14 protein-coding genes are annotated in these 16,726 nt (G+C 66.3%); 8 read left to right on the top strand and 6 right to left on the bottom strand.

Annotation, left to right across the window (positions count from 1 at the left end; translation table 11 throughout):
* The first annotated feature begins 9 nt into the window (after positions 1-9).
* Both ACMVO5_RS00605 and ACMVO5_RS00600 read left to right on the top strand, forming a co-directional pair.
* Positions 10-477 carry a (2Fe-2S)-binding protein gene (locus ACMVO5_RS00605; RefSeq protein ID WP_416908157.1) on the top strand — a complete coding sequence of 156 codons (468 nt, stop codon included), beginning with the start codon at positions 10-12 and terminating at the stop codon, positions 475-477.
* A 28-nt stretch (positions 478-505) separates the two neighbouring features.
* Positions 506-1,969, top strand: a complete 1,464-nt coding sequence (locus ACMVO5_RS00600) for a flavin monoamine oxidase family protein (protein WP_416908156.1) — start codon at positions 506-508, stop codon at positions 1,967-1,969.
* 13 nt (positions 1,970-1,982) lie between these two features.
* On the opposite strand, the gene ACMVO5_RS00595 is transcribed toward ACMVO5_RS00600, so the two are convergent.
* The 4 genes from ACMVO5_RS00595 to ACMVO5_RS00580 form a co-directional block, all read right to left on the bottom strand.
* Positions 1,983-2,783 (bottom strand): DUF1838 family protein, encoded by an 801-nt coding sequence (locus tag ACMVO5_RS00595; protein ID WP_416908155.1) that lies wholly within the window; start codon positions 2,781-2,783, stop codon positions 1,983-1,985.
* A 21-nt stretch (positions 2,784-2,804) separates the two neighbouring features.
* On the bottom strand, positions 2,805-3,731 hold the full coding sequence (locus ACMVO5_RS00590) for a formylglycine-generating enzyme family protein (protein WP_416908154.1): 927 nt from the start codon (positions 3,729-3,731) through the stop codon (positions 2,805-2,807).
* Between the two features lie 115 nt (positions 3,732-3,846).
* Entirely contained in the window at positions 3,847-4,830 is a 984-nt protein-coding gene (locus ACMVO5_RS00585) for a DUF1838 family protein (protein ID WP_416908153.1), read from the bottom strand.
* A gap of 126 nt (positions 4,831-4,956) precedes the next feature.
* Positions 4,957-5,829: a LysR family transcriptional regulator gene (locus ACMVO5_RS00580; protein ID WP_416908152.1), complete on the bottom strand. Its 873-nt coding sequence runs from the start codon at positions 5,827-5,829 to the stop codon at positions 4,957-4,959.
* 103 nt (positions 5,830-5,932) lie between these two features.
* Here ACMVO5_RS00580 and ACMVO5_RS00575 point away from each other — a divergent pair, with 103 nt between their 5' ends.
* The gene (locus tag ACMVO5_RS00575; protein ID WP_416908151.1) at positions 5,933-7,486 is read left to right on the top strand and encodes a proton-conducting transporter membrane subunit; all 1,554 of its coding nucleotides are present in this window, start codon (positions 5,933-5,935) and stop codon (positions 7,484-7,486) included.
* 32 nt (positions 7,487-7,518) lie between these two features.
* Complete coding sequence (locus ACMVO5_RS00570; RefSeq protein ID WP_416908150.1) at positions 7,519-9,987, top strand: YbcC family protein; 2,469 nt, start codon at positions 7,519-7,521, stop codon at positions 9,985-9,987.
* On the opposite strand, the gene ACMVO5_RS00565 is transcribed toward ACMVO5_RS00570, so the two are convergent.
* Positions 9,984-11,399: an FAD-dependent oxidoreductase gene (locus ACMVO5_RS00565; RefSeq protein WP_416908149.1), complete on the bottom strand. Its 1,416-nt coding sequence runs from the start codon at positions 11,397-11,399 to the stop codon at positions 9,984-9,986. The two genes, ACMVO5_RS00570 and ACMVO5_RS00565, sit on opposite strands and share 4 nt — an antisense overlap.
* A 138-nt stretch (positions 11,400-11,537) precedes the next feature.
* On the opposite strand from ACMVO5_RS00565, the gene ACMVO5_RS00560 reads away from it, so the two are divergent.
* The 4 genes from ACMVO5_RS00560 to ACMVO5_RS00545 are packed head-to-tail and all read left to right on the top strand — an operon-like array spanning position 11,538 to position 15,752.
* Entirely contained in the window at positions 11,538-13,166 is a 1,629-nt protein-coding gene (locus ACMVO5_RS00560; protein WP_416908148.1) for an FAD-binding oxidoreductase, read from the top strand.
* Positions 13,163-14,194, top strand: a complete 1,032-nt coding sequence (locus tag ACMVO5_RS00555) for a zinc-binding dehydrogenase (RefSeq protein WP_416908147.1) — start codon at positions 13,163-13,165, stop codon at positions 14,192-14,194. The genes ACMVO5_RS00560 and ACMVO5_RS00555 overlap by 4 nt, the downstream gene beginning before the upstream one ends.
* A complete protein-coding gene (locus tag ACMVO5_RS00550; RefSeq protein ID WP_416908146.1) occupies positions 14,185-14,709 on the top strand; it encodes a DUF3598 domain-containing protein in 525 nt (174 codons plus the stop codon). The genes ACMVO5_RS00555 and ACMVO5_RS00550 overlap by 10 nt, the downstream gene beginning before the upstream one ends.
* A 17-nt stretch (positions 14,710-14,726) precedes the next feature.
* Positions 14,727-15,752 carry a zinc-dependent alcohol dehydrogenase family protein gene (locus tag ACMVO5_RS00545; protein WP_416908145.1) on the top strand — a complete coding sequence of 342 codons (1,026 nt, stop codon included), beginning with the start codon at positions 14,727-14,729 and terminating at the stop codon, positions 15,750-15,752.
* On the opposite strand, the gene ACMVO5_RS00540 is transcribed toward ACMVO5_RS00545, so the two are convergent.
* Entirely contained in the window at positions 15,749-16,684 is a 936-nt protein-coding gene (locus ACMVO5_RS00540) for an NAD(P)/FAD-dependent oxidoreductase (RefSeq protein WP_416908144.1), read from the bottom strand. The genes ACMVO5_RS00545 and ACMVO5_RS00540 overlap by 4 nt on opposite strands.
* Positions 16,685-16,726 lie beyond the last annotated feature (42 nt).

The raw sequence follows: 16,726 nt of genomic DNA, 5'->3' as shown, positions 1-16,726 counted from the left end.
GATCGGGATATGGCAGAGACTTTGGAGATCAGCGTGAACGGCGAAAAGCGGCGCGTTTCGGTGGCGCCCGATACGCCCCTGCTCTGGGTGCTGCGCGACACGCTCGGCCTCACCGGCACGAAGTTCGGCTGCGGCATCGGCCAGTGCGGGGCCTGCACTGTGCATATCGATGGAGCGGCGGTGCGCGCCTGCACCATGCCGATCGAAGCAGTGGACGCAGACGCACGGATCGAGACGATCGAGGGGCTGGCGGCAATCGCGGATCACCCCGTCATTGCCGCCTGGGACGCGAGCGATGTGCCGCAGTGCGGCTATTGCCAGCCGGGCCAGATCATGGCGGCGACAGCCTTTCTGCAAGCCAATCCCGCGCCCTCGATGGACGAGATCCGGGCTGGCATGAGCAATTATTGCCGCTGCGGCACCTATCAGCAGATCGCCGAGGCCATTGCGATGGCGGCGGCGATGAAGAAGGCCTGACCGCCGGGCCGGCTTGGGGGAGAGGACCATGCGTGATGACCGACCGTCTTCGATGAACAGGCGCACGCTGCTCGGTGCCGCGATGGCGACGCCCTTCATTGGCGGCATCGCCCCGCGCGCCGCCTGGGCGCAGACCAGCGCGGACACGATCATCATCGGCGGCGGGCTGGCCGGTCTGGCCGCCATGCAGATGCTGGAGGCCGAAGGGCAGCGCTGCATCCTGCTTGAAGGCGATCGACGGCTGGGCGGCCGCTGCTACACGATGGACACGGGGGAAGGCCATGTCGACTGCGGCGCCACCACCATCGGCCCGCTCTACGGGCGGCTGCGGAGCCTTGCCGCGGCCGGCGGGGTGGAGCTGATCAATCCGCCGGGACGGGACCTGTTCAGCTATCACATCAACGGCGCCTTTGTGCCGACCGACAAATGGGCAACATCGCCGGCCAACCGGCTGGCGGACAGCGAGCGGATGCTCAGGCCCGAGCAGATCGAATTCAAGTTCGTGCAGGCGTTCAACCAGATCACCGACCTTGAGAATTGGGCAAGCGATGAGCTTCTGGCCTATGATGTGCCGCTCGACAGCTTTTTGCGCGCGCGCGGCGTTTCGGAAGAAGCGCTGCGGCTGATCGACATCACCACCAATTCTGTCAGCCTCTCCCGCACATCGGCGCTGTTCCAGATGCGCGAGTTCGGCCGGCTGGCGCTGCCGACACAGGGCGACACCGCACGCGAAGTCTATGCCGCCGGCCGGGACGGCAGCTACCAATATGTGAAGGGCGGCACGTCGCGGCTGATCGAGGGCATTGCCGGCCTGCTCAAGGGCGATGTCCGGACGGGTGCGATCGTCACCGGGATCGATGTGCGCAGCGACGGGGCCTCGGTGGAGCTGATCAACGGCGAGCGGATCGATGCGCGTGCGGTGGTCTGCACCATCCCCTATAGCGCGCTGGCCGGCGTGCGGATCAACCCGCCGCTTCGGGAACGCAAGCTGGCCGCCGTGCTCGACGCCTCATACACGACCACGACGCATGTCTTCTGTCGCCCGACTGCGCCCTATTGGGAGATGGACGGTGCGCCTGCCGGGCTGATCTCGGACGGGATCATCGAGCGGGTGATGGCCAACTATGACAGGAGCGGCAAGGTCAGCTGGATCGATGTCTGGCTGAACGGGACGGCGGCGACGGCGGTCGACAGCCTGCCGCAGGGGGAGCGCATGGCCTTTGTGCTGGACCGGCTTGCCGAGGTGCGGCCCTCGACCAGAGGAGCGCTCAAGGCGGTGGGCATGTACAGCTGGGGCGATAATCCGTTCATTCGTGGCAACAAGCATGTGTTTGCGCCGGGGCAGGTGGCGTCGCTGCGCACGGCCATGGCGATGCCATGGCAGAAGCGGCTGCGCTTTGCCGGCGAGCATACGCGCGACTTCGAAGCGGGCATGGAGGCTGCAGTCGAGAGCGGGCAGCGCGAGGCTTTTGCCATTCTGGAAGGTCTCTGAACCGGCGTTACGCTCAGAAGACGTCATAATCCTTGAGTTGCGGCATGTAGCGCTCGCACCGCTCTTGCAGGAACGCGGGCAGGTCGCTGACGCTGCTGAGCTTGCGGCCATTGGCCTGCCAGAGCGCGAAGCCGGCCGCGTCGGGCATCTCCATCCACTTCGGAAAAGGGTTGGTGACCGTGCTGTGCTGGGTGTTGGACAGGCTGGTGATGGCCGGGTTTTTCAGGTCGGCGAGGCTGACCATATAGGTGCGCGCCTCCGCCCATGGATAGCCGAAGGCCTCTGAATAGGGCCGATCGATGGTCAGCCAGGCGTGGCCGGCGCCGAAGCTCCACATGCCGGGATGAAAGGGCGTGATGCTTGAGGCGTTGCCGCGCATCATGCGCGTACCAGCCGGCGCATATTCATACTCGCTGCCGTTGAAGACATTGGGTTTGGGGCTGTTGGTCTTGCCGGTGATGGGGTTCTGGAAGCTGTCGAGCAGCTGCTGGGTAACCGGGTCTTCGATGAAGCTCATGCTGTGATGGCGGCTCTGATAGGCGCCGTCAGGGCGTCTGGTGAAGCGCATGGCATTGATGCCATTGAAATGGACCAGTGGGAACGGCCGACGTCCGGGGATCATGGCGTAGATCCAGCCGTGGAACCAATAGAGCACGTCGCCGCCGGCGGCATCGCCGAAGACGCGCATGATCTGATGCAAATTCTGCGCCGGGTCGTTGAAATCGATATCCTCTAGGCCTGGAACGGGGCGGGACAGCGCGGGCGTGGCTGCCGCCAGCGTGGCGGCAGCGAGGAGATTGCGGCGTGTCAGCATGGTCTTGAACCCCTTGCCAGATCAGAGATCGCGCGCCACGCGGAAGCCGAAGGTGCGAAAGGCCTGATCGGGCTTGTCACGGCCCCGAAAGGCGACCGCAAAGCGGCTCGGCCGGGTTTCCCAGCTGCCGCCGCGCACCGTGCGGCGGGCGCATTCGCCCGCCACTTCGACCGGGCTGCCATCGCGCGGGCCATCGGCGGGATAGGGCAGGACGTAACAGTCCTGCGTCCATTCCCAGAGATTGCCGAGGATATCGTGAACGCCGAAGCTGTTCGCAGTCAGCGCGCCAACGGGCGAGGTCTGGACATGGCCATCATCGCAGTCCGCATGGTCCCATTTGATGCTGACATCGGTGCCGCCGCTCTTGTCGAACATGTTGGCCTCACGGCAGCCGAGGTCGGGATCCTCGCCCCAGGGGAAGGTGCCGCGCGTGCCGGCGCGGGCGACATATTCCCACTCGGCCTCACTCGGCAGCCGGTAGCGCTTGCCAGCCTTGTCCGAGAGCCAGGCGAGATAGGCGGTGGCATCGTTCCATGAGACACAGGCCACGGGTTCATCATCACGCGGCGGGCGGCCAATGCCGGGGCTTTGCCAATCCGCCCAGTCCCGCATGCCCCAGCGACCGTCGAAATAGACGTTGCAGGTGGCGGCGGGCTTATAGCCCGTGGCGGTGACAAAGGCGCGGAACTGGGCCTGGGTGACCTCGGTGCGGCCGAGCGCGAAGCGCTTCTCGATCACGATGTCCCGCACCGGCCCATCATAGCGGTCTGGCTCGCCGCCGTCGCGCCCCATGGCGAAGCTGCCGGCCGGAATGGCGACCAGCTCCGGGCAGTCGGAGCAGTCCTTGAAGGCCGTTGTGTCGCCGGGCGCGTCCGGTTTGCTGGTGGCACAGCCGGCGAGCAGCAGTGCGGCGAGGACATATCCCGGAACACCCGACAGTCTGGCCATGATCTCAACCACCCCCCTTTGAAGGCTCATTGGTAACGGTCTTCAAGCTGCGCGGGGTAGTGCCAAATCAGGCATAATCCATGCTGATCATGCATGACTGTTGGCGGACCACAGGCTATTGCGAGAGTTCATCGAAGCGCTTGATGCGGGGCGGAACATAGTCGGGCTGGTCGATATCCAGCGTGCCGGCCTCGCGCTTCTCGGCCAGCTCGCGGGCGAAGTCGATGGCGTCGAGGCGCATCTCGGTCCAGCTGTCGACGTCGAAGATCTCCGGGGTGTATGTCCGGAGATTGGCGCGAACCTCTTCGGGCAGGTCGTCGAAACCGTTGATATGCTGGCCATAAGCACGCACCATGGTCCGGCCGGGTGATTGGCCCAGCTTCAGATAGGGCGCCCAGCTGACCATGTTCTGCATGTGGATTTCAGCCGGCACATGAGTCTTTGTTTCATCCAGCACGTCTTCGATATCCGCCGAGAAGACCAGCATCGAATCCCAGAAGGTGGTCGCGCCGCTCGAATAGGGGCCCCATTCCTCGGGCGCGAACATGTTGCCGTTGGTGAGCCGGGTGAGTGTGGGCACATAGACCCGGTCCCCGATCATGGTGATATTCATCGGGTCGGGCGCGAAGCTGCCGGGGTCCTTGCCGATGTCGGGACCATAGGAGCGCGGCACCGGGCCGAGGACGAGATGCGGCAGCTTGATGGTTTCGCCGGTCAGCGGGTTTTCCCATTCGCTGATCGCTTCGGCCGTGTCGAATTTGGAATAATAAGCGACTTCATAATGCTGCACTTCGAAGGTGCCGTCTTCGCCCGGCGCCCATTTCTGGATGATGTAATTGTTCATCGAGAAGAAGGGGATGAGATTGCCGTCCCCGGCATAGCCGAAGATGTGGAATTTGAGAAAGGCGTGGCGCTCGTCCTCGACCGTAGAGCCCATCACCTTGGCGATGAGGCGGGTGCGGGCCTTGGGATCGGCCAGGATGGTGGCCAACTGCGCGCGCTTGGCGTCGAGCTGCTGGGGCGTAAGGTCCTGCGGGGCGGGCGCGCTGTTGCAGGCCGCCAGCGCCAGGCAAAGACCGCCCAGCAGGGACGTCTTCAACCTGTTATGAACCCATTTTGCCATTTTCGCCCCCTGAACTGACTGAGCCTGCATCATCTCGGCATAATGCGGACCACGGGTCAAATCGCATCATTCTGTCCGGCTCGTGGATAATACTGTGCCGCGTCAGGACATCAGCTCGCGGAGCAGCGGGTTGGGGAAGCGCCGCTTGAGGGTTATGGCGTAAAAGGTCTCGTTCAGCCCGGGATGGGCTTCGGCCTCGACCAGCAGGCCGGCGGCCAGCTCGTCCTTGACGACGACCGGCGGCAGGACGGCGAGGCCGACATCTTCGCGCGCCAGCAGGCGCATCATCGCCATGTCGTCAATCTCGGCGGCGATGCGGGGCTGCACGCCGAGCCGGTTGCAGAGCGTGTCGATCGACTGGCGCAGCGCGCTTTCAAGCGGCGGCAACACCAGCGGATGATCGGCGAGCAGCCGTGCCAGCGGCGCGCCCGGATCCTTGAGGCGGGCGGGGGTGCCCATCAAGCCCACGGGCTGCTCGGCGATGCGCTGCGAGATCCAGGGGGTTGCGGCGTCAGACATCGGCGCGGCGGTGGCCAGCACCACGTCGAGGCGATGCGCCTCGAGCGCGGCGAGCAGATCGGCAGGGCCGCCTGAGCGGACGACCACCTCGACATCGTCACGGCCGAGCAGCGGGCGCAGGAAATCGAGCTGGAAATTGCGAGACAGCGTGGCGGCCGAACCGACGCGCAGGACCTGGCGGATGGCATGGTCGCGGCCGCCGAGCAGCGCCACCAGCTCGTCACCTGTGGCGAAGATGGCATCGGCGCGGTCGAGCGCCATGCGCCCGGCCTCGGTGAGCACGAGGCTGCGACCGCGCCGCTCGAACAGCGGCTGGCCAAGGCGATCCTCGAGCTTCTTGATCTGGACCGAGAGTGCGGACTGGGACACGCCGAGCTGCTCGGCGGCGCGGGTGAGATTGCCCTCATGGGCGACGGCCCAGAAGTAGCGGAGGTGATTATAATTGAGCGTGGCCATGAGATCGTTCTAATTCATATATCGATTTGTTTCAAACAATGAACTTATCATATCTCTTCGCGCTGCCTATGACCCACAACCGTCACAAATGGAGGTTTCGGTCATGCTCTTGGCGCTTGTCCCCCTTGCTGCCCCGATCGTTCTGCTGGGTGTTGCTGCCATGGCGGCTGCGGCACCGGCGATGCGCCCGGCCGCGCTGCTCGGCCGCGCGCGCCGGGCCACGCTGGTGAGCCTTGCCGTGGCCGCGCTTTCGGCACTGCTGCTAGCGCTGGAAGGGCCGGGGACCAGCCCGCTGCTTGGCATCGAGGGCCTCGGATTTGCACTGCGCATGGATGCGCCGAGCATGGTGATGATGGTGCTGGTCAGCTTCATCGGCGTGATCGTGCTGCGCTACAGCTGCAATTATCTCGACGGCGAGCCGGGTCAGGCGCGCTTCACGGGCTGGCTGCTGGCGACGCTGGCAGCGGTGCAGATGCTGGTTCTGGCCGGCAATCTGGTGCAGCTCGTGCTGGCCTGGGTGGCCATGTCGCTGACGCTGCACAAGCTGCTGCTATTCTATGCTGACCGGCGCGCGGCGCAGACGGCGGCAACCAAGAAATTCTGGAGCGCCCGGCTCGGCGATGTCGTGCTTGGGCTGGCGGCGGTGCTGCTGGCGGTCCGTTTCGGCACCGGTGACATCGCGACCATAGTTGCGCAGGCGCCGACTGCAGGGGGCGGGCTGCTGGCGCCGGCGCTGCTGCTGGCGCTGGCCGGCCTGCTCAAGTCGGCCCAATTTCCCACTCATGGCTGGCTGATCGAGGTGATGGAAACGCCGACACCGGTTTCGGCGCTGCTTCATGCCGGCATCGTCAATGCCGGCGGCTTCCTGATCATCCGCTTCGCCGATGTCATGCTGGCAGCCCCGGGCGCGCTGATGGTGCTGGCGATTGTCGGCGGCTTCACGGCGCTGTTCGGCGCAGCGGTGATGCTGACCCAGCCGAGCGTCAAGGTGTCGCTGGCTTGGTCCACGGTCAGCCAGATGGGCTTCATGATGCTGCAATGCGGGCTGGGGGCGTTCAGCATCGCGCTGCTGCACATCGTGGCACACTCGCTCTACAAGGCGCACGCCTTCCTTTCTTCGGGATCGGTTGTTGACCGGGCGCGGGCACCTTCTCTGCCCGGCTTTGGCCAGCCGCTGCGGGTCAGCGATGCGCTGATCGGGCTGGCCGTCACGCTTGGCAGCTTTGCCGCCATCGGCCGCCTGTTCGGCCACACCGCCGAGACCTCCCCTGCCCTGCTGGCACTTGGCGCGATCAGCGTGATGGGCGTGGCGATGATGGCCACGCAGGCGCTGTCGGGCGAAACGCGGCGGCAGATGCTGGGGCGCACCATCGTCCTGACGGCCGCGGTGGCGCTGGCCTGGTTCACGGCACAGGGGGTGATGGCCGCAATTACGGCTGGCGCGTTGCCTGATCCGCGTGCGCTGGCGACGCTGGACGGCCCGGCGCTGGCGATCATCGTTCTGGCTGCGCTGTCGTTCATGGCCATTGCCCTTGCCCAGCTGCTGGCGCCGCTCTGGCTGACGCGGCCTTCGATGCGGGCGCTGCGCGTGCATCTGGCCAACGGCTTTTACGCAAATCTGCTCTGGGACCGCCTGATCGGCGCGCACCGGGTCTGACCTTACTGAACCTTCACCAAGGAGACACGTCCATGGCTACGCTTCTCGACCATCCGACTGCGCAGGACCGGGGCAGACTCGCCCGCGCGCACACCGACAAGGCCGCCGAGGCCGCCGCACGCCGCATGGCGCCGCTCTGGCCGCTCAAGCACTTTGTTGCGGTCAATCCCTTTGTCGGCATGATCGACATGCCCTTTGCCGAGGCCGCGCAGCGGGTGGCGCAGACGATCGGCGCGCGGATGACACGCAGCCGGGTCGACTACGGCGATGCGATCCGCGAAGGCCGGCTGACCACGCCCGACATCCAGGCGGCGCTGGCAGAGACGGCCAGAACGCCGGGACTGCCGACGTCGGCGGCCGAAATCAGGCTGCGCGCGGTCAGCGCATCGCAGCCCCCGGCGCTGCCAGCGCGGCTGCCGACCGTGGCCACCGTGGTCGCCAGCTACCGTGACATCGACTGGCCGCGGCTCATCACCGACCATATCAGCAGCTTTGCCGCCCGCCAGTTTGACGAGGGGGAAGCGGCCTGGGCCGCTGCCAGCCGGGCTTGCGGGCCATGGTCGGCGTTTCGGGACGAGGCTGCACATGACCGCAGCCTTGAGCTAATCGGCCTTTCCGGCATGCGCGCGACGATCGCGGCGATGCCGCGGGACGCGCAGGACGCCATCCTCCACGGCGCACGCACATTGGGCCTGTCGCAAGACGGGCTGGAAATCTACTTCCACCGGCTGCTCGCCGACATCAGCGGCTGGGCCGGCCATGCCCGTTACCGCCTCTGGCAGGCAGAACTTCATGGCAAGACCGACACGGCGCTTCGTGACCTTCTGGCCATCCGGCTGGCCTGTGATGCAGCGCTGCTGGGCACGCTGCTGCCGGGGAGCCCCGCCTTGACAGCTTGGGAAGCCGCCGTGGCGCTGATCAACGGGCCACAGCCGGTGGATAGCGAGATTACCATCGACTGCGTGTTGCAGCTGGCGCTCGAAAAGGCTTATGCGCGCGGCCTCGCCGGGGCGCTTGCATCGGTGCCGACAGCGTCGGAGATGGCAAAGACGGTGCAGGCCGTGTTCTGCATCGATGTGCGCTCCGAGCCCTTCCGGCGCGCTTTCGAAAGCACCTCACCGGCCGTCGAGACGCTGGGCTTTGCCGGCTTTTTCGGTCTGGCGCTGGATTATGTGCCGCTGGGCCAGCATGAGGGCCAGGCGCGCTGCCCGGTCCTGCTGGCGCCGGGCGTGAAGATCCATGAGCATGTCGAGGGCGCCTGCGCGCATGAGACCGGCAATATCATTCGCGACGCGCGGCTGACGCGGCGCAAGTCCGGCGCCTTGTCGACCTTCAAGCGGGCGGCCGTGGCCAGCTTCGCCTTTGTCGAGACGCTCGGGCCGAGCTATGCGGTGAAGCTGATTTCCGACAGCCTCGGCCTGACCCGGCCGGTGCCGGCGCCGGCCAACACCGACCTGCCCGACGATGTAACGGGGCGGCTCGGGCCGGACATGTCGTCGCTCGATGTCGAGACGATGACCGCTGCGGGCGAGACGATGCTGCGGGCGATGAGCCTGACCTCGAACTTCGCGCCGTTGGTGATGTTCGTTGGCCATGGCGGCAGCAGCGTCAACAATCCCCATGCCACCGGCCTCGATTGCGGCGCCTGCGGCGGCTATGATGGCGCGCCCAACGCCCGGGTGGCAGCGCGCATTCTCAACCATCCGCAAGTGCGCGCCGGGCTGGCGGCACGCGGCATCGATGTGCCGGCGGACACATGGTTCATGGCCGCGCTGCACAACACCACCACCGACCATGTCGAGATTTTCGACGAAGCGCACGTGCCAGAGGCCCGGGCTGGCGATCTGGCCTCGGTGAAGAAGTGGCTGAGTGCAGCGGGTCGGCAGAGCCGGGTCGAGCGGGCGACGCATCTTTCGATCGATCCCGCATCGGCGGTCGATCCGCAGATCGAGGCGCGCGCCAATGACTGGTCGCAGGTCCGGCCCGAATGGGGCCTGGCCAATTGCGCCGCCTTCATTGCCGCACCGCGCAGCCGGACGGCAGGGCTGAACCTGGAGGGCCGCAGCTTCCTGCACAGCTATGAGTGGCAGCTTGATGCCCCTAACGGCTTCCCGGTGCTGTCGCTGATCATGAACGCGCCGATGGTCGTCGCCAGCTGGATCAGCCTGCAATATTATGGCTCGGCGGCGGACAATCACGCCTTTGGCTCGGGCAACAAGCTGCTGCACAATGCCGTTGGCGGGCTGGGCGTGCTTGAGGGCAATGGCGGCGACTTGCGCACCGGGCTGCCGATGCAATCGGTGCACGACGGCGAGAAGCTGATGCACGAGCCGCTGCGGCTGAAGGTGCTGATCGAGGCGCCGATGGCGGCGATGGACAAGATCATCGCCGACAGCGAAACGGTGCGGAACCTGCTCGAAAACCAGTGGCTCCACCTCGCCGCCATCGGCGAGGATGGCCGGCTGCACCATTGGAGGTCGGCAGGCGTCTGGATGCCCTAGGCTTGCGCCGGCACGCCCGTCGTCACGGCGGGCGTGCCGCCAAGCTGCCGGGCCGCGCTCTCGCCGGCGATGCGGCCGAGCGTGACGGCGGCGCACAGGCCCATGGCCGGCAGATAACCCCATGACGAGGGCCCCGAGACGCCGCGCGCCGCACCGCCGCCGGCAAAGACATTGGGCAGCGGACTGCCATCGGGACGCAGCACCCGCGCCTCGCCGTCGATCTGCAGGCCGCCCTGCGTGTGATAGATGGCGCCGACGACCTTGAAGGCGCGAAACGGCGGGACCGGCGGCAGGTCTTGCCCCCAGATCCGGCCAAACCGGTCCGGCGTGCCGGCCGCCTGGGCGGCGCGCGCCTCGGCAAGTTCCGCATCAAGCGCGGCGGCATCGAGACCCAGCATGGCAGCGAGCGCCTCGACACTGTCGGCTTCGCGCGCGGCCTTGAGCGCGATCAGATCGCGCATTTCGGGGATATAGGCGCAGCGCTCTTCGATACCCTTGTCGATGATGACCCAGCAATGATCACCGGGCTGCGCCATGACGGGATGGGCCATGCCGGCGATGTCGAAGCTCTCGTCGACGAAGCGCCGGCCCAGCGTGTTGACGATGATCCCACCCTCGATGATCGCACCCGGCGGCACGCTGATGCCTTGCGGCTCGGTGAGCATGGCATAGCCCTGATAGCTGCCCATGTCGCCAACGGCAGCACCCAGCTTCTGGCCGAGGATGATGCCGTCGCCCCGGTTGCCTTCCCAGCCATTGTAGCGGGCCTGCGCCGCCTCGGGCATGAACTGGGCGACCATTTCGTGATTGGCAGCGAAGCCCCCGCTGGCGATGATCAGCGTTTCGCAGCCGACCCGTTCGATGGCGCCGCCCGGTCGCTCGATCACGACCCCGCGCACCCGGCCATCCTCATCGGCGACGATCTCGGTGAGCCGTGCTTGTGTCAGCACATCGATGCCGGCTTCCGACAGGCGCTGGTGGAGCAGCTCGATCATGTCCTTGCCGCCATGCCCTTGCCAGCCATGAACGCGGAAGGTGCTGTTGCCATAGGCGGGGCGAAAACCGGTATCGAGCGCCCATGGCATGTCATGCTTGTCGTGCAGCCATTCGAGCGTCGGCCCGGAGCCATAGGCGATGGCGCGGGCGATGACCGGGTCGGTCTGGCCCTTGGTCTTGGCCATGATGTCGGCGAAGAAGGTGGCGCCGTCATCCTTGACCCCTTGCTCGGCCTGGCTGCGGGTGCCAGCCGCACAGAACAGGCCTTGCGACATGCTGGTAGTGCCCATCGGCCGGGCGTCCTGCTCGATAAGCAGCGGCGCGATGCCGGCGTCATGCGCAGCCAGCGCCGCGACCGCGCCACACGCGCCGCCGCCGACGATCAGGATGGGAACGGTGAATTCGAATTCGCTCATCGTGGTTCTCAAGCCTTCTCCTGCGTCCTGCTGCCACAGCAGGGCGCGCTTCGTTCGCCTTGCGGACAGAGCGGTTGCAAAGTCCCCGCTGGCCCGGGAAAATGATAAGTGCCAAAGTTGTCCGGACAAAGCAAAGGGATGATGATGACGCTGGAAACCGATACGGCGGAAACGAGCTGGCCGGCCAATGATTCCGCGAGCGCGCTGAAGGCAGCGCTTGTCGAGATTGTTGGCGCAGACAATGTCGAGGATGCCTTGGCGGCGCGGCAGCTGGTCAGCGAGGATGTGTTCGCGGTTGCCGATCATGTCGTCAGCCTGATCGTGACCCCGCGCTCGGCGAGCGAGCTTTCGAAGGTGGTGGCGGCCGCGCACGGCGCTAGCGTCGCGCTGGCGCCGCGCGGGGCAGGCATGAGCTACACCAGCGGCTATATCCCCAAAAGCGACCGGACGCTGTCGATCGACTTGTCGAAGATGGACCGCATCCTCAAGATCAGCCCCGAGGACATGACCGTGACGGTCGAGGCGGGCTGCAGCTGGAAGACGCTGCATGAGGCGCTCGCCGAACATGGCCTGCGCACGCCCTTCTGGGGGCCGATGTCGGGCATTTACTCGACCATCGGCGGCGGGATTTCGCAATTGAATGCGATGTTCGGCGCGGGGCACCACGGCACGTCGAGCGAGAGCGTGATCGCCCTGACCGTGATTCTCGCCGATGGGCAGGTGCTGCGCACGGGCGCGCGCGGGCCGGACGGCGAGACCCCCTTTTACCGGCATTATGGGCCTGATCTGGCCGGGCTGTTCTGCGGCGATTGCGGCACGCTGGGCATCAAGGCCGAGATCACGCTGCGGCTGATGCGGACACCGGCGCATGAGGATTATGCCAGTTTTTCGTTCAAGACCGGGGCCGAATTGCTGGGCGCAATGGCAGAAATGGCGCGCGCCGGCATCGCCTGCGAGATGTGCGCCTTCGATCCGGGGCTGACCAAGGTGCGGATGAAGCGCATGTCGCTGATGAGCGATGTGAAAACGCTGGGCAAGGTCATCGGCAAGCAGAAATCGCTGGGCAAGGGCCTGATGTCGGCCGCCAAAATTGCGCTAGGCGGGCGCGATTTCATCGAGGCAGACGAATATCCGCTGCATGTGATTGCCGAGGGGCGCAGTGCGGCGGCCGTTGCGCATGACATGGCCGAGGCGCGGCGCATTGCAGCCGAGTTCCGCGGCGTCGAGATCGAGAACAGCATCGCCAAGGTGATCCGGGCCATGCCCTTTCCGCCGCCCAATTCGATGCTCGGGCCGGAAGGCGAAAGCTGGGCGCCGGTGCACGGTGTGCTGTCGCTCTCGAATGCCCCCGCGTTCCACGCCGCCGTCGACAAGCTGTTCGCCGATATGGCGGGCGAGTTCGAGTCGCATGGCATCTACACCGGCTATCTGTTCACCTCGCTGTCGACCAATGCGCTGATCGTCGAGCCGGTGTTCTACTGGCCGAACGGCTATCGGCCGGTGCATGCCTCAATGATGGAGAAGTCGCATCTCGCCGGCCTGCCGAAGCTCGATGTCAATCCGGAGGCAACGGCTGTTGTCACCCGCGCGCGCAGGGGCGTCGCCGATATTGCGGCACGCTTCGGCGCCGGCCATTTCCAGATCGGCCGGGCCTATGGCTACCGCGACAGCCGCGACACGGCCTCGCTGGCGCTGCTTGATGAGATCAAGGCGCTGGTCGATCCGCATGGGCAGCTCAACCCCGGAGGGCTCGGCTTTCCGCAATGAGCGAGACCTACCGCGCCATCCGGCTGGAACGTTTCGCCGATACTTTCCGTGCTGCCACAGAGATCATCGAGGTGCCGCTGACAGCGCCGGGGCCGGGCGAGATCCGTGTGCGAAACAGGTGGTGCGGGATCAATGGCATTTTCGACACCCAGATCGCGCGCAATGCCGTGGACTATGTCCATGTTGCCCTGCCCAGCTTCATGGGGGTGGAAGCGATCGGTGTCGTCGATGCGGTCGGGCCGGGCGTGACCGGCTTCAAAGTTGGTGATGCGGCGGCAACGGTCAATTTCCGCGGTGGCTACCGCGAGGCCAATGTCGGGCCGGAGAGCCTGTTCGCCCGCGTGCCGGAGGCCAGCCGCGAATGGCTGGCGCTGGCCTCGACCGGGGTTTCGGCGCTGCTGGCGCTTGAGCATATCGGGGCGGTGAAGGACGGCGAGACGGTGGCAATTTCGGCCGCGGCCGGCGGGCTTGGGCATTTGCTGGTGCAACTGGCCAAGCACAGGGGTTGCCACGTCGTGGCGATTTGCGGCGGGCTGGAGAAAGCCGCCTTCGTCGCCTCGCTGGGGGCGGACCGGGTGATTGACTACAAGGCCGAGGACGTCGCGGCCGTGCTGGCGGCGGAATATCCGGCGAGACTGGATGTCGCCATCGATACGGTGAGCGGCAGCATCTTTGACGCGTTTCTGGGCCAGATGGCGCGCCACGGCCGGCTAGTCGTGGGCGGTGCGGCACAGGATCTTGAGGGCAAGCCCGAGATCGTGACCGGGCCGCGGATCGTCCATGCCATCTATTACAAGGGCGTGTCGGTGCGCGGCTTCATGAATGGGCTTTTGACCGGGCATTGGCCCGCCGCGCGCGAGCGGGTGTTCGCGCTTTACCGCGCTGGCCACATCGCGGTTACCTTTGACAAGACGCGCTTTACCGGGCTCACCGGCATTTATGATGGGGTTGAACGGTTGTTGTCGGGCCAGTCGATGGGCAAGGTTGTCGTGAAAATTGCAGAAGAAGGAGACACAAGATGGCGGTAACGATGAAGCCGGGCGGGGTGCGCGAGGTGATGCCGATCCTCGCCAGCAACGAAGGGGTCTGGGAGGGCTGGTATCGCTATTATGACGCCAAGACCGGGAAGCTGACCGACCAGCACCGCTCGCGGCTGCTGTGCCGGCTGATCGATGAAGGCGACAGCGAGCGCTATTATCAGACCAACCATTATTTCTGGGAAGATGGCCGCCATGAAATCCGCGAATTTCCGGCTGAATTCCGCAATGGCCGGCTGTGGTGGGACAATGACCTGATCAAGGGCTGGGCGGCGCACATGCTGCCCGATGACTTCAACCGCTCGACGTGCCTCAACTGGACCCGCAAGAATGAGCCGGGCATCTATCTCTACGAGATGATCCAGAACAGCGACGACCGCAAGAACCGGGCGCGCACCTGGCAATGGTTCCGCGATGGCATCTGCTTCCAGCGCACGCTGATCGACGAGGTGTTCGTCACCCGCGACTGGCAGAACTGGTCCGACCACAGCCCGCCCAAGAACTGAACGGAAAGACCGACGCAATGAAAGCCTATCAGATCGGCCCGCAAACCGGCCTCGACAGCCTGACCCCCGTGGAGCGCCCGGCGCCAAAACCGGGGCCGGGCGAGGTGCTGCTCGATGTGCTGAGCGTCTGCCTCAACCACCGCGACATGGACGTTCTGAAGGGGCGCTATGGCCCCAAGCGCGACCAGAACCGCATTCCGGTCTCGGAAGGCGTGGGCCGGGTGGCGGCGCTGGGTGACGGCGTGACCGGTCTCGCGGTGGGTGACCGGGTGGTCGGGCCACATTTCGTCACCTGGATCGACGGGGATTTCTCACCGGCCGCGTTCGGCCATGATGTCGGCATCACCCATGACGGCTGGCTGGCCGAGCAGGTGGTGATGCCGGCGGCAGCCCTTATTCGTGTGCCAGACGGCGTGAGCAATGATCAGGCCGCACCGCTGGCCTCGTCGGCGCTGACGGCGTGGCATGCCGTGGTGGAAGTGGGCAAGGTCAAGGCCGGGGATCTTGTGCTGACGCTGGGCACAGGCGGCGTGTCGATCTTCGCGCTGCAGATCGCCAAGATGCACGGCGCGCGGGTGGCGATCACCTCGTCATCGGATGACAAGCTGGCGCTGGCGCGTAAGCTGGGGGCCGATATCACCATCAACTACAAGGTCCAGTCCGACTGGGCGGCGGCGCTGGCGGCCGAAACCGGCGGGCGCGGCGCCGACATCATCCTCGAGACCGGCGGGCAATCGACCCTGCCGATGAGCGTGACGGCGGCAGCGCCCAACGCGCGGCTGGTCATCATCGGCTTTCTCGCCGGCTTTGAAAGCGCGGGGCTGCCGAATTACGGCAGCATCATCGGCAAGAACCTGACGCTGCGCGGCATTGCCGAGGGCAGCCGGGCGATGCTGGCGCGGCTGCTGGCGGCGATCGACGCCAATGGCCTGCAACCGGTGATCGACAAGCGCTTCAGCTTCGACGAGGCGCCCCATGCCTATCGCTATCTTGAAAGCGGTGCGCATGTCGGCAAGGTGGTCATCGATATCGCGCGACCCTAACCGATCAGCGCGGCAAGCCGGTCTCCCGAGGTCCAGGCCGCTTCCACGCGCGGCCCGATCAGCCAGTCCCCGCAGAGGCCAAGGCGAGCCGTTTCATCCCAGATCGCCCCGTCGCCTGTGCCCGGCGACTGGGCGTAGCGCCAGCGGTGCGCGGTGCTGACCAGCGGCGCTGGCAAGGGCCCGAGACGCTCTGCAAGCGCGGTGAGGAGCGCGGCCGTGACCGTCTCTGGTGCATCCTCGATATGCGCGGCTGACCAGTCCGGCCCGGCCTGCACGACCCAGGTTTCGACTGCGGGTGCGCGCCCCGGCTTGGCGCTGTTGCGGGCGGCCCAGCCGATGGTGCCCTCGCTGCGTAGCACGTCGGGCGCGCCGGACAAGGGCGCCGCAAACGCGGCCATCACCGTCCAGCACGCAGACGAACGCACGGCGCCAGCAAGCTCGGCCAGCTGCGGCGCGGCGGGCGCCAGAAGCCGCGCCGCCTGTTCGGGCGGGACGGCGACGACGAGCGCGTCAAACCGCTCGCTGACGTCGGGAAGCCGCCAGCCCCCGCCACTGGGTTCGATGCTGCGCACTTCCAGCCCCCAGGTCACATCGAGCGCGGCCGCCATCGCCTTGAGCGGTGCATTCATCGCCGGAGTGCCGACATAGGCGTCTGCCCCGGCTGCGGGCCAGCGAGCCACGACATCGGTGGCCTCCCACGCGGCAAGCTGGGCGGCAAAGCCGTCGGATTTTGCCGTGATATACTGGGCGCCGTGGTCGAAGGCCGCCTCGCCGCCATGGCCAGACAGCGCGGGCGCGGTGAGGCGCCTTGTGGCCATGCGGCCGCCGGGGCCGCGCCCCTTGTCGAACAGGCGGACCCGGTGGCCTGCTGCGACCGCGCGTGTGGCGCAGCGCAAGCCCGCCATGCCGGCCCCCACAATGGCGATCTCCATCGGCCTCTTTCCTTCGCGTGACGCCGGGCTATCCTGCGCGCT

Source organism: Polymorphobacter sp., assembly GCF_048007885.1.
In the GTDB taxonomy this organism is placed as follows: domain Bacteria; phylum Pseudomonadota; class Alphaproteobacteria; order Sphingomonadales; family Sphingomonadaceae; genus Sandarakinorhabdus.
Note: the sequence above shows the minus strand (reverse complement) of the source record. Positions and strands in the feature narration are given on the sequence as shown.

Coding starts and splice junctions, on each gene's coding strand:
- ACMVO5_RS00545 (WP_416908145.1), top strand. CDS start 14,727: ATGAAAGCCTATCAGATCGGCCCGCAAACCGGCCTCGACAGCCTGACC.
- ACMVO5_RS00570 (WP_416908150.1), top strand. CDS start 7,519: ATGGCTACGCTTCTCGACCATCCGACTGCGCAGGACCGGGGCAGACTC.
- ACMVO5_RS00560 (WP_416908148.1), top strand. CDS start 11,538: ATGATGATGACGCTGGAAACCGATACGGCGGAAACGAGCTGGCCGGCC.
- ACMVO5_RS00550 (WP_416908146.1), top strand. CDS start 14,185: ATGGCGGTAACGATGAAGCCGGGCGGGGTGCGCGAGGTGATGCCGATC.
- ACMVO5_RS00575 (WP_416908151.1), top strand. CDS start 5,933: ATGCTCTTGGCGCTTGTCCCCCTTGCTGCCCCGATCGTTCTGCTGGGT.
- ACMVO5_RS00580 (WP_416908152.1), bottom strand. CDS start 5,829: ATGGCCACGCTCAATTATAATCACCTCCGCTACTTCTGGGCCGTCGCC.
- ACMVO5_RS00605 (WP_416908157.1), top strand. CDS start 10: ATGGCAGAGACTTTGGAGATCAGCGTGAACGGCGAAAAGCGGCGCGTT.
- ACMVO5_RS00540 (WP_416908144.1), bottom strand. CDS start 16,684: ATGGAGATCGCCATTGTGGGGGCCGGCATGGCGGGCTTGCGCTGCGCC.
- ACMVO5_RS00595 (WP_416908155.1), bottom strand. CDS start 2,783: ATGCTGACACGCCGCAATCTCCTCGCTGCCGCCACGCTGGCGGCAGCC.
- ACMVO5_RS00565 (WP_416908149.1), bottom strand. CDS start 11,399: ATGAGCGAATTCGAATTCACCGTTCCCATCCTGATCGTCGGCGGCGGC.
- ACMVO5_RS00555 (WP_416908147.1), top strand. CDS start 13,163: ATGAGCGAGACCTACCGCGCCATCCGGCTGGAACGTTTCGCCGATACT.
- ACMVO5_RS00600 (WP_416908156.1), top strand. CDS start 506: ATGCGTGATGACCGACCGTCTTCGATGAACAGGCGCACGCTGCTCGGT.
- ACMVO5_RS00590 (WP_416908154.1), bottom strand. CDS start 3,731: ATGGCCAGACTGTCGGGTGTTCCGGGATATGTCCTCGCCGCACTGCTG.